Genomic DNA, 12,484 nt, shown 5'->3' with positions numbered 1-12,484 from the left:
TTTTACATCTGCTGAATACCAGGCGATCAGAACTGGGAGTTGATGATCACCTCTTCCCCCAGCGCCCCTGCCAGCGGCAGTGGCCGATAGGTGGAGTTGGCCGAACGTAGCAGACGAATGCCGCGAATGCCGATCTCCTGCGCCGCCTTGATGTCGCCATCGGCATCGCCGTAGAAGATCTTCATCTGCTTATCCTTGAGCCACTGCACCTTGGTATTCTGCCCCGGCTGGTCGCCGGCAAAGATCACCGGGTTGAGCTGGTCGGCCGGAATATTCATGGTCTGCTGCAGAGTCTTGCTCACCGTCTCGGTCTTGGTGGCCGAACGACCGGTGACGAAATAGATGTGATCACCGCGCTTGAGGTGCATGGCGATGAGCTCCTTGCCCACCTCTTTCGGAACGCTGAATTCATCCCAACCGTTGTTCATCTTCTCCCAGAAGGCCGGGTTCTTCAGGTAGCTCTCATCGTTGGGAGAGAACTCCTGCTTGCCACGATAGAACCCCGGGCTGGAGAAGAGCAGGGTGTCGTCGATATCAAAGCCGACGGCCATTGGCGGCAATCCATCAAGACTCTTGGCAATCTGCTCCACCGAGACCCAGTGGATGGGGGCCTGCTGGGCCAGAGTCACAGTGGTAACACCGGCAGGAACCGGCTGGAGCGTCGCTGCCTCACGGGCAACTGCTGGCATGGTGAGTGTGGCAGCCAACAGGGTGGCAAGCAGCGCCGGACGGGCGTTCAGTTTCATAAAAAAGCGCCTTTATCTTCAAACAAAAGAGGGGGCCAATAGTGCCCCCTTGCTGCTTGGCAAACTGTGAATCTCCCGGCAAAAGGGAGCATTTGGCGCCCGATAATTAATCTTCGATTGGCAGCAGATCGGTAAAGACAAAGCCATCGCGCACCACTGTCTCGCCGACCCGGATCCCGAGTGGGCGCGCAAACATGGGGCCGTCGTAGGCCAAGGTGTGAAACTCGCCGTTCTCGCCACAAGGGTCAACCCCCTCGGGCAGAGCAGCCAGCAGTGCCTCGTCAAACTCATGGCCCCCCAGCGCACCATCCAGCTTTTTCGGATCTAGGGTGCTGATCCTCGCCTTCAACCCCGCCGTCATCATCTGCTGCGCCAGCTCCCGGGTGTTGCTGCCCCAGAGTGGGAAGAGCGGCTCGATGCCGGTACCGGCCAACTGTTTCTCCCGGTAGGCTCGCACATCCTCAAGGAAGAGATCGCCAAACGCCATATGGCGGATCCCCTGCGCAACCACATCGGCGATAAAGCCGGTCATGATGCGGGCGTAATCCTCGTTGCTGCAGGGCCAGGGCAGATCGATGGTGATGAGGGGCAGACCGACACAGGCGGCCTGCTCGGTCAACAGCTGCTTGCGCACCCCGTGCATCGCCACCCGTTCGAACTCCTGATTAAGGGTGGTGAACAGCCCAACTACCTCGATGGCTGGATCTTGCCGCAGCTGATGCAGTGCCCACGCACAATCCTTGCCGCTGCTCCATGAAAGCAGTACCCGTTTCTTTTCCATCAATCCTCCGTCGCGGGGCGCTCCAGGTTTCCCAAAAGGCTGCCCCAAAAAGATGCAAGACAGTGTTGCGAATTGCGCGATTTACATGCAAGCGGCGAGCAGCATACTCTCGATCACCTGTACATGCCCCTTGCCCGGGCTCAACAATAACTAAAAAAACGATGGGAAACATAAGGATATGACGAAAGTGACACAACAGTACGATCACGCCCGCCCCCTCAACCGGCAGGACTACAAAACGCTGGGACTGGCCGCCCTCGGCGGTGCGCTGGAGTTTTACGACTTCATCATCTTCGTCTTCTTCGCAGTAGTCATCGGTGAACTCTTCTTCCCGGCCGACATTCCGGAGTGGCTTCGCCAGTTCCAGACCTTCGGCATCTTCGCAGCCGGCTATCTGGCTCGTCCGCTCGGCGGCATCATCATGGCCCACTTTGGCGACCTCATCGGTCGCAAGCGGATGTTCACCCTCAGCATCATCATGATGGCGCTGCCTACCCTGCTGATCGGTCTGCTGCCAACCTATGCGGTGCTCGGTATCGCCGCACCGCTGCTGTTGCTGCTGTTGCGGATCCTGCAGGGCGCCGCCATCGGTGGCGAAGTGCCGGGAGCCTGGGTCTTCGTGGCGGAGCACGTGCCTGCCCGCCGGGTCGGTGTCGCCTGCGGCACGCTCACTGCCGGGCTGACGGCCGGCATCCTGCTCGGCTCTCTGGTAGCCACCGCCATCAACCGCGGCATGAGCCCGAGCGATGTGACCGACTGGGGCTGGCGACTCGCTTTCGTCCTCGGCGGCGTGTTCGGCATCGTCGCCATGTACCTGCGCCGCTGGCTGCACGAAACCCCGGTCTTTGCCGAGATGCAGGCCAATAAAGCACTGGCCGACGAGCTCCCCCTCAAGACGGTACTGCGCAGCCACAAGAGCAGCGTAGTGGTCTCCATGCTGCTCACCTGGCTGCTCTCCGCCGGGATCGTGGTGGTGATCCTGATGACCCCCACCTACCTGCAGAAGATCTATGGCATCACCCCGGCAGAGGCGCTGACTGCCAACTCACTGGCCATCGTTGCCCTCACCCTTGGCTGCATTCTCTATGGCCGGGTGATCGACCTGCTGGGCAGCGGCCCCACCTTCATGCTGGGCTCCCTGCTGCTGGCTGGCTCCAGCTACGCCTTCTATCACGGGATCGCCTCCGGCATGAGCCAGCTGGTACCGCTCTATATGCTGGCAGGCTTCGCGGTCGGGATTGTCGGCGCGGTTCCCTACGTGATGGTCAATGCCTTCCCGCCGGTGGTGCGTTTCTCCGGTCTCTCTTTCTCCTACAACGTGGCCTACGCCATCTTTGGCGGACTGACTCCCATGCTGGTTACCCTCTGGATGGCAAGCGATGTACTGGCCCCCTCCCACTACGTGGTGAGCCTGTCGGCACTCGGTTTTGTCATCGGCTGCTGGCTCTGGCTGCAGCAGCGCAACCGGCCACAACAAGCGCCGCAAGCGGCCTGACCCGAACAACAAAGCCCCGGCAGATGCCGGGGCTTTGTTGTACTGCTTATGTTCAGTTTGACCAACATAAGATAGCCTCCCTCTGGGGCATGCCACCCGCTCGCCCCCATGACTTTCAACTCTTTATCCGAGGCTCAAGATGTTCTTTCAGGTCGTATTACTCACCTTGCTGGCACTGCTGCCCATGGTCAACCCGCCCACCACGGCCACTCTGCTGCTGGGGCTGAGCAAGGGGATGTCGCGCGAGCATGTGCGCCGCCAGGTCAATCTGGCTGCCATCTATCTCTTCTGCACCCTCTGCATCACCTTCTTCATCGGCTCCTCGATCCTAGATCTGTTCGGGATCTCCATTCCTGGTCTGCGCCTGGCGGGCGGCCTCATCATCGGCTTTATCGGTTTTCGCATGCTGTTCCCCGCCCCCAGCCAGTCCAGCGGGGTGGAGATCAACCAGAGCATCGCCTTCGTTCCGCTCACCATGCCCAGCATGTGTGGCCCGGGTACCATGGCTCTGGTGATCAGCGGTGCAGCCCAGATTGCCGAGCTGCCGGCCGAGTACGAGCGTCTGTCCATCTATGGTGGCGTGGTAACGGCATTTGCCCTGATGAGCCTGATCAGCTGGGGCGTGCTCAAACTGGCCGACCCGGTCTGCAAGATCCTCGGCGCCACCGGCATCGATGCCATGACTCGCATCATGGGCTTCCTGCTGGTCTGCATGGGTATGCAGTTCTGCATCAACGGCATCAAGGAAGTTGCGCAGGACCCGGTATTCCATGGTGCGCCAGCGGTTCAAACAACTCCCCACTTGCCGCAAATGGACGGCCATTTTGATCAGCTGCCGAAGCCGCACCAGCAGTGATTGAAAACGGTATCAAAAAGTCCCTGACGATCTGCACTGATCTTGTTCCTGATCATGTTATTGACACATGAATGAGTTAGTTTGTTTTTCATACAGACTGTATTCAGATGGACGCTGATAGGTTTGTTGATGAATACCCACTCAACTTCAGGAGAGTATGCAGATGGATAAGATGCTGACCGAAATAGGGAGCCATAGCCTGTTTCATGAGTACCTGAACGTGGTTGGGGTCACAAGCCCATCCCTCGCCAAGATCGAGCAACGTTGGGAATACAAGGAGCAGGAACAACTGGTAGCCAAGATCCAGATCGACAAGCAGGGCAACGCCCGCTACTTCATCGACGCCCGCGCAATATCAGTCAACTGATACTCTGTATCCTTACCAGCCCCGGCCCACTAACCGGGGCTTTTTGTTTTCAATGACTCCGAATAACAAAAACCCCGGCACATGGCCGGGGTCTGCATATCGCCGGGTTACGACTCATTTCACTTACTGGGTGCCACCTACGGTGAGCTGATCCAGTTTGAGGGTGGGCTGGCCGACACCAACCGGCACGCTCTGCCCCTCTTTGCCGCAGATACCGACGCCGCGATCCAGTGCAAGATCGCTACCCACCATGGAGACCTGGCTCATCGCCTCGGGGCCGTTGCCGATCAGAGTCGCGCCCTTGATGGGGGCGGTGATCTTGCCATCCTCGATGAGGTAGGCCTCGGAGGCGGAGAAGACAAACTTGCCGGAGGTGATATCCACCTGACCGCCGCCGAAGTTGGGGGCATAGATGCCCTTCTTCACCGAGGCGATGATCTCGGCCGGATCGTACTGACCCGCCAGCATGTAGGTGTTGGTCATGCGGGGCATCGGCATAGCGGCGTAGGATTCGCGGCGACCGTTGCCAGTGAGCGGCACCCCCATCAGACGGGCATTCTGCTTGTCCTGCAGGTAACCCTTGAGAATGCCATTCTCGATCAGCACGTTGTAGCCACCCGGCGTCCCCTCGTCATCTATGCTGACGGAGCCACGCCGACCCGGCAGGGTGCCGTCATCGACGATGGTGCAGTGTTTGGAAGCCACCTGCTCGCCGATGCGGCCAGCAAACGCGGAAGAGCCCTTGCGGTTGAAGTCCCCCTCCAGACCGTGACCCACTGCCTCGTGCAGCAGCACGCCGGGCCAGCCGGCGCCGAGCACCACCGGCATGGTACCGGCCGGCGCATCGATGGCGTCGAGGTTGACCAGCGCCTGGCGCACCGCTTCGCGCACATAGCCAAAGGCGCGGCTCTCCAGCCCGTCCAGTTCGAGGAACCAGTCGTAACCAAAGCGGCCACCACCACCGGCACTGCCGCGCTCGCGACGATCGCCCTTCTCGGCAATGACGGTCACCGACAGCCGCACCAGCGGGCGAATATCGGCAGCCAGGGTACCGTCAGTCGCGGCCACCAGCACCTCTTCGTAAACGCCGCTGATGGAGGCCATCACCTGATTGATGGCGGGATCCAGACTTCTGGCAAACTTGTCCATCTGCTCCAGCAGGGCAATTTTCTGCTGCTTGTCGAGGGTCTGCAGCGGATCCATAGCAGGATAGAGCAGGTTCGCTTCGGTGCGCGCCCATGCCTTCACCTTGCCGTGAGCACCGGCAGCGGCGATGCCGCGAGCAGCAGTCACCGACTGTTGCAGCGCCAGCAGGCTCAGCTCGTCCGAGTAGGCGAAGCCGGTCTTCTCGCCGCTGACGGCGCGTACCCCGACCCCCTGATCGATGTTGTAGCTGCCATCCTTGACGATGCCATCTTCCAGCATCCAGGACTCGTGCCAGCTGCGCTGGAAATAGAGGTCACCGAACTCCACCTGATGGCTCATCAGGCTGCCGAGCAGCTGCTGCAAGCGCCCTTCGTCGAGGTCGTTGGGGGCCAACAGGGAGGCACTAACCTGGCTCAATAGGCTCAATCTTCTTCTCCACTCTCGTAACGAGATGTTTTAAATCGTCTTGTCGACGGGTTGGCAACAAGCCACGCCATCACAACAAACGGGCATGGGTCAGCACTGGCATGGTGCGATGCAATTCGTCGATAAATCCGGGCTCCATCTGCGCCAATACGGTGCCACGCCCGGACTCTTTGCTGGCCAGCACCCGGCCCCATGGATCTATAACCATGCTGTGGCCCCAGGTCTGGCGCCCCGTCTCGTGAGTGCCGCCCTGATTGGCAGCAACTACGTAGCACTGGTTTTCGATGGCGCGAGCCCGCAGCAGCGGCTCCCAGTGCGCCTCGCCGGTCACAGCGGTAAAGGCGGCAGGCACCAGCAGCACGCGAGCTCCGGCTCGGGCCAATTGGCGATACAGCTCGGGAAAGCGCAGATCATAACAGATCGAGAGGCCAAGGGGACCAAAGGGGGAGTCCACCACCACAGGCGACTCGCCGGAGCTGAAGGTCTCCGACTCCCGGTAGTGACCGTGATTGTCCGCCACATCCACGTCGAACAGGTGGATCTTGTGGTAGTGGCCCCTGAGCTCACCGCTTGGATCAAACACCAGCGAACTGGTGTGAATACGGTCGGAACCGGCGATGGTGGTCGGCATAGCCCCAGCCACCAGCCAGATGCCGTACTCTCGCGCCCATTCCACCAGTTGTTGCTGGATGGGCGCGGCTCCGCCCAGATCGGAGCTGGGATTGGAGCCGATTGCCTCGGCACCATCCAGATAGCCCTGTCGTTCGCCAAACAGGGCAAAGTTCTCAGGCAACAGCACCAGTAGCGGCCGCTCTTTGGGCAAGGCAGCCAGCTCGGCGGCGATCTGCTCCCGGTTATCCTGCCAGTGACGGCCAGATACCAGCTGTATTGCGGCTAACCACATGACTCTCTCCTTGTCACTGTTGCAACATTCAGATGCAGACCGCATCCCCGGGTTGCAGGGTGTAATCCAGCACAATGATACGTTCCAGCACCGGGCGGAAGATGGCCTTGAGAGCATCATGATCCGGGTGGGGCAGATAGCGCTGGCGGGCCGCTTCATCGGCGAAGGTCATCAGCACGCTGTGGGTAAACCCCTCGGCCCGCCCCTCCGGGCTGTCATCACGGCCCCACTCGACGGCGGTGACGCCGCTGACCTGATGGGGAATGGCCAGAAAGGCGGCTCGCACAGCCTCGATCTGGTCAGGCAAGGTGCCTTGTTTGAAGGCGATCAGCAGGATATGTCGGATCATGGCTCACTCCTTGTGATGGTGCAGGTCAGGGCTGGTTCGGGCTACCCGGTTGCGGATTCAGCAGAAAGGGAGTGCTCTTGGCCGCAGGCAGCTTGGGCGCCACGGCATCGACCGCCTCTTTCTGCTGCTGGTTGAGCTTGATGCGAGCGCGATCCCGGCCAGCTTCGATCAGCTTGGGATCGTCGAGCGGGCCCGAGATGCGAAAATCGATGCGGGTCACCACATCCACCACCGGCTCCAGCAGCTTGGAGAGGGCCAGCACATAAAGACCGGTCACCGGCGTGATGGAGAAGGCGGCTACCACCGGCAGCGTGCCCCCCAGATTGGGGGAGAAGCTCAGCTCGTAATCGAGCCGCCAGCGCACCAGATCGGCAATCCCCTCGCCGCGCAAATTGCCGGCGGCCCCTTTCATGAAGAAGTCCTGATTATCCACCACCCCCTGCTTGATCTTGGCAGAGGCAGACATGGATTCGAAATAGAAGCCCTTGTCGAACACATCGCGAAAATCGAGGCGCAACTTGCGCAGCAAGGAATCGAGGCTGAGCAGGGAGAGCAGCCGCGCGCCTTTGTCGTTAACCTCGCGCAGGGTGCCGCCTTCCAGCTGATAGTTGGCACTGCCCCCCAGGGTTGGCAGGTTCGGGCGGTAGGGCACATCCTGCCAGTTGAGATCAAAGGCGAGGGAGCCGGGCGCATCACCGATGGGCGAGGTGTAGCCGAGCCGCTTGAGCAGCAGCTCGCTGTTCTTGCTGGTCAGCTTGCCACGGGCGCGGGTCTCCATCCGGTTGCCATCGGCCAGCCAGTCGACGCTGCCGGTGAGTTGGCTGCCCGCCAGCCGGATATCCAGATCTTTGAGGGTCACCTTGTTGGCCCCCGGCAGCAGCTCGCCTTTCACTTCGCCAAGCGGCAACTCGCCAAAACGGCAATCGACGCAGCTCACCTTCAACCAGGGGATGGAGGCCATGATGGCGTTATCCTGTTTGGCGTCGGGATCCGGGCTCAACTCTTCGCTTTTGCCGGACCAGTAGATACGGGCAAACTTGGCGTCGACCGGGCGGTTGGCCACCACAGGAATGCGGATCACCCCCATCACATCGGGACTGTCGAGCATCACCTCGGTCGCCTGATTGACCGGCCCCACCGTGAAGTGAGTCGCCTTGATGGTGGCGCTGCCGATATTCGCTCGCGCCAGCCGGCCATCCACCCACCACTCCTGCGGCAGGAAAGAGGGGCCAACCACAGCAGTGCCGGTCGGCACATTGCCGGAGGGCAGCCACTGCTTGAGTCGGGCCAGCCAGCCGCCGACATCAGCCTCCTGCTGGTTGATGGCGAGCAGCATGGGGACATCGCGCAGTACCCGCGCGCCCGGCTGACCCACATCGATCCGCACCCGGCTCAGATAGGGCACACCTTCGCCGTAAACCAATCTGGTCTGCATATCGACATCCGCCCCCAGCACGGCACGAATATCGGCACTGCCATCTCGGCCACGAGCGATCACGGTGAGCGGCAGGCGGCTGCCACTGCTCTTGGCCAGTGGCGAAGGGAGATCGAGCGCCATCCCCTGCAAGGTGGAGTCGAGGCCCAGCTGGAAGCTGAACGGCTTGTCATCGGGCAAGGTCAGCCCCAGCTTGCCGCCCCAGTTGCTGCGGCCGTTGAGGATGCCGTATGAGGAGATGGCAGCGGGCTGGCGCCGGCTATCCCACTGGCCTTTGAAATCGAGGTCGACCTGATAGCGGTCAGGATGCTGGCGCCCCTGATAGTTGAGAGTGAGCGGCTGATTCCACAGGGTCGCCTTGAGGTTGCTGAAGCGGGTCTGCTCGTTGTCATATTCGAGCCGCCCCTGCACCTTCTCCAGCGGCAGATCCAGACTGGCGACCCGCACCTTGTTGTTGTTGAAGGTGGCATCGCCGCTCGCCTTCACCTCGCTCTCGCCGTCGAGGGGGATATCGAGCTTGAGCGCCCCCTTGAGCGGGCCACGCACCTCGATCTCCTCCAGCGCCTGCCCCACCGAACTGCCCAACGGGGAGTCCTGCAGATAGTCGCTGATGGCCTTGCCCTCCCCCTGTACCTGCGCATCCACGTAAAGATGGCCACCCGGTGCGAGATCGGGGATCCAGGCATGCACCGAATCGGAGCTCGCCTTGCCCAGTTTGGTAGAGCGGCTGCGCATATCGAGGCTGGCATTCTGGAACAAGAGATCGATCTGCAGGTCGGTAAGTGGTTGCCAACCGGGGAAGAATTCGTAGGTGGCCTGCTCCAGCGGCACCGCGACCTGGAAGATGCCCTCACCCTTCTCGTAGGGGAAATCCCTGAACTCGCCATACCAGAGCAGGTCGGCCCCCCTGGCCCTGCCGCCCTTGATGGCACCACTCAGGTAATCAACCAGCTCCTTGTCCATCACCTGCAGCGGGAAGTAGCGATAGGCATGACCCGCATTCTTGACATCGATACGGCCGGTCAGCGCGAGGAAAGGGTGCTCGAACAGCTCGAGGCGAAAGCGGCTGGCCAGGGTCAGATCCGGGTTATCCAGCGCGATATCCTGCCCGTAGATCACCCAGCCTTGTGTCTCGCGCCACCAGTCGAGACGGGCCGAGAAATTATCAACCGGGATCGGCTCCTTGAAGTGGCGGGCCGGATCCAGCGTGTCTTTGGCCAGCGCCAGTCTGGCACTGCCTCCCGTTGGGGTCAGCCAGAACTCGCCGTTGAGATCCTGCATCCCGGGTACATCCTGCCACGCCTTGAGGCGCACCTTGCTGAAGCGACCGCTGAGGGAGAGATCCTGCCAATTGGCGTTGGCCAGCAGGGTGAGATCCTGCACCGAGCCCTGCGGATTGGTCTGGCGGAGGGTCTCGCAGAGCGTCGGGTAGAGCGCCGAGACCAGCTGACTCATCTGGGTGATCTTGTCGAACTCTATGCTGGGCAGATAGCCCTGCACCCGATCCCCGATCCGCTCCAGCTGCAAGCGGCTCTGCAACCAGGGTTTGCCGTCCAGCTTGAAGGTGACGTTGTGGCTCGCCAGTTGCCAGTCGGTGCCGTCCCGGCGTAGCTGGATCTTGCCGCCATCGAGGCCGAAACGGTGCATATCCCCGTTCTTGGGATCCTTCCATATCAGGTAGTTGGATCCGAATGCCAGCAGGGTATTGCCCAGCTGACCGTTGGCGAAATCGCTCCAGAGCTGAAAGTCGAGCAGGCCGGTGATGGTCGGCTCGCCAGCGTGGATCCGCGCCAGCATGGGGCTGATATCGAGGCGGTTGGCGCCAAGATAGAGCTGCCCCTTGAGGCGATCGAGACGCGCTTCCGGTGCTTCAACATCGAGGATTAGGTCGAGGGTGCTCTCGCCCACCCCGTTGATGAGATAGGCCTTGCCGACCCCCTGATGGCGCTTGCCACGGTTCTGCCAGCGCAGATGGGCGATATCGAGCGCCCGCATGTCGCCGAGCGCCGTGGTGATGCTGAGGCGGGTATCGTGCACATCGAAGGTGGAGAGCTGGGTCAGCAGAAAGCGCAGCAGGGCACCCTGCTGGGGATCACCGGATGGGCTGTCGTCAGCCGGCTGACTGAAATCGAGGGTGATATCGCCATCGCTCAGGATCAGCTCGCCAAAGACCGGCTTGAGCTGGTTGAGGGTGCGCCAGAAGTCGAGATGAACCCAGGCCTTGCCGAGCTTGATGGTATAGCGCCTGGAGTCGGGGGCGACGGCGAGCTGTTGCAGCTCGAGGGCCGGGCCGGACTGTGTCCAGCTCAGCCCAATCTGATCAACGCTGACCTTGATTTGCGAATCGCCGAGCAGAGAGTTGATAAGGCTCTCCCGGTACTGATTCAGCAAAGGGCCTCCGACCCGTACCAACGTGACCAGCATGGCCAGCAGTACGAACAGAACCCCCAGGGCCAACCAGCCCCGACTCAGCCAGCGATAGACCAATTACATCATCACCACGTCGAACTGCTCCTGACCACAGAGGGGTTCGCTCACCACCCGCACCTGCTTGCCGATGAATACTTCCAGCTCCGCCAGACTGTGGGACTCCTCGCCATGGAGGTAATCGGCCACCGCAGGCGCGGCGTAGACGGTGAACTGATCCGCATCGTAGGCGCGATTGACCCGGATGATCTCCCGCAGGATCTCGAAGCAGACCGACTCCACCGTCTTGACCCGGCCCCGCCCCTTGCACTCGGGACACTCGGAGCAGAGCACATGCTCCAGACTCTCGCGGGTGCGCTTGCGGGTCATCTCCACCAGACCGAGCTGGGAGAAGCCGTTGACGTTGGTTTTGGCGCGGTCCTTCGACAGCGCCTGCTCCAGACTGTGCAGTACCCGGCGGCGGTGATCCTCGGACTGCATGTCGATGAAGTCGATGATGATGATGCCACCGAGGTTGCGCAGGCGCAGGTGACGGGCGATGGCCGCCGTCGCCTCGACGTTGGTGTTGAAGATGGTCTCTTCCAGATTGCGATGGCCGACAAAGGCGCCGGTGTTGATATCCACCGTGGTCATGGCTTCGGTCTGGTCGATGATGAGGTAGCCGCCGGATTTCAGCTCCACCTTGCGCTCCAGCGCCCGCTGGATCTCGTTCTCCACATCGTAGAGATCGAAGATGGGCGACTCGCCGGGGTAGTACTCCAGCTTGCTGGCCAGCTCCGGCACGTACTCCTCGGTGAAGCGCTTGAGCTGATCGAAGCTCTGGCGGGAGTCAACGCGGATCTTGTCGAGCTCGGCACCGACAAAGTCGCGTACCACCCGGAACGCCAGACTGGGATCCTCATAGAGGATCTTGCAGGGAGGATACTTCTGCTTGCGCTCGAGGATCTTGCGCCACAGCCGTTTCAGGAATGCTGCATCTTGCTCCAGCTCCTGCTCCCCCACCCCTTCGGCGGCGGTGCGGATGATGTAGCCACCCAGCTCATCCACATAACCGGCCACGGTACGCTTGAGACGCTCGCGCTCGGCTTCGGACTCGATACGCTGGGAGACGCCGACGTGGGCACTGCCCGGCATAAAGACCAGATAGCGGGATGGCAGGGTGATGTCGGTGGTGAGACGGGCCCCCTTGGTGCCCAGCGGATCTTTCACCACCTGCACCATGATGTCCTGCCCCTGACGCACCAGCTCGGCGATGTTGCCGACCTGGAACTGCTCCTTCTCCTTCACCGCCACACACTCGGTGTGGGGGACGATATCGGAGGCATGCAAAAAGGCCGCCTTGTCCATGCCGATATCGACGAAGGCCGCCTGCATGCCCGGGAGTACCCGGCTGATCTTGCCTTTGTAGATGTTGCCGACAATGCCGCGCTTGGCCTGACGCTCTACGTGCACTTCCTGCAGCAGACCGTTTTCGACCAGAGCGACCCGGGTTTCGGAGGGGGTAACGTTAACCAGCAGTTCTACCGACATAAGTAACCTTGCCTGTTCCAGT

At 61.2% G+C, this 12,484-nt stretch carries 10 protein-coding genes; 3 read left to right on the top strand and 7 right to left on the bottom strand.

Going from position 1 to position 12,484, the window contains the following annotated elements; genetic code table 11:
- Positions 1-26: 26 nt before the first annotated feature.
- The gene (gene aphA, locus BS300_RS16865; protein WP_071914127.1) at positions 27-746 is read right to left on the bottom strand and encodes an acid phosphatase AphA; all 720 of its coding nucleotides are present in this window, start codon (positions 744-746) and stop codon (positions 27-29) included.
- A 106-nt stretch (positions 747-852) separates the two neighbouring features.
- On the bottom strand, positions 853-1,527 hold the full coding sequence (locus tag BS300_RS16860) for an ATP-binding protein (protein ID WP_071914125.1): 675 nt from the start codon (positions 1,525-1,527) through the stop codon (positions 853-855).
- A 178-nt stretch (positions 1,528-1,705) separates the two neighbouring features.
- On the opposite strand from BS300_RS16860, the gene BS300_RS16855 reads away from it, so the two are divergent.
- The 3 genes from BS300_RS16855 (at position 1,706) to BS300_RS16845 (ending at position 4,245) form a co-directional block, all read left to right on the top strand.
- Positions 1,706-3,022: an MFS transporter gene (locus tag BS300_RS16855; RefSeq protein WP_071914123.1), complete on the top strand. Its 1,317-nt coding sequence runs from the start codon at positions 1,706-1,708 to the stop codon at positions 3,020-3,022.
- Positions 3,023-3,161: 139 nt separating this feature from the next.
- Positions 3,162-3,878, top strand: coding sequence for a MarC family NAAT transporter (locus BS300_RS16850; RefSeq protein ID WP_042032235.1), 717 nt, complete (start codon positions 3,162-3,164; stop codon positions 3,876-3,878).
- 163 nt (positions 3,879-4,041) lie between these two features.
- A complete protein-coding gene (locus tag BS300_RS16845) occupies positions 4,042-4,245 on the top strand; it encodes a hypothetical protein (protein WP_033112613.1) in 204 nt (67 codons plus the stop codon).
- A gap of 123 nt (positions 4,246-4,368) precedes the next feature.
- Here BS300_RS16845 and tldD read toward each other — a convergent pair whose 3' ends face one another.
- The 5 genes from tldD to rng form a co-directional block, all read right to left on the bottom strand.
- A complete protein-coding gene (tldD, locus tag BS300_RS16840; RefSeq protein WP_042032236.1) occupies positions 4,369-5,817 on the bottom strand; it encodes a metalloprotease TldD in 1,449 nt (482 codons plus the stop codon).
- A 70-nt stretch (positions 5,818-5,887) separates the two neighbouring features.
- Positions 5,888-6,721, bottom strand: coding sequence for a carbon-nitrogen hydrolase family protein (locus BS300_RS16835; protein ID WP_071914121.1), 834 nt, complete (start codon positions 6,719-6,721; stop codon positions 5,888-5,890).
- A 28-nt stretch (positions 6,722-6,749) separates the two neighbouring features.
- Positions 6,750-7,070 (bottom strand): Dabb family protein, encoded by a 321-nt coding sequence (locus BS300_RS16830; RefSeq protein WP_071914118.1) that lies wholly within the window; start codon positions 7,068-7,070, stop codon positions 6,750-6,752.
- Between the two features lie 25 nt (positions 7,071-7,095).
- Complete coding sequence (locus BS300_RS16825; RefSeq protein ID WP_071914116.1) at positions 7,096-10,992, bottom strand: YhdP family protein; 3,897 nt, start codon at positions 10,990-10,992, stop codon at positions 7,096-7,098.
- Complete coding sequence (gene rng / locus BS300_RS16820; RefSeq protein ID WP_005340056.1) at positions 10,993-12,462, bottom strand: ribonuclease G; 1,470 nt, start codon at positions 12,460-12,462, stop codon at positions 10,993-10,995.
- Positions 12,463-12,484 lie beyond the last annotated feature (22 nt).

The sequence above is a fragment of the Aeromonas sp. SCS5 genome, from assembly GCF_001887375.1.
Taxonomy (GTDB): domain Bacteria; phylum Pseudomonadota; class Gammaproteobacteria; order Enterobacterales; family Aeromonadaceae; genus Aeromonas; species Aeromonas jandaei.
This window is presented reverse-complemented; position numbering and strand designations above follow the sequence as displayed.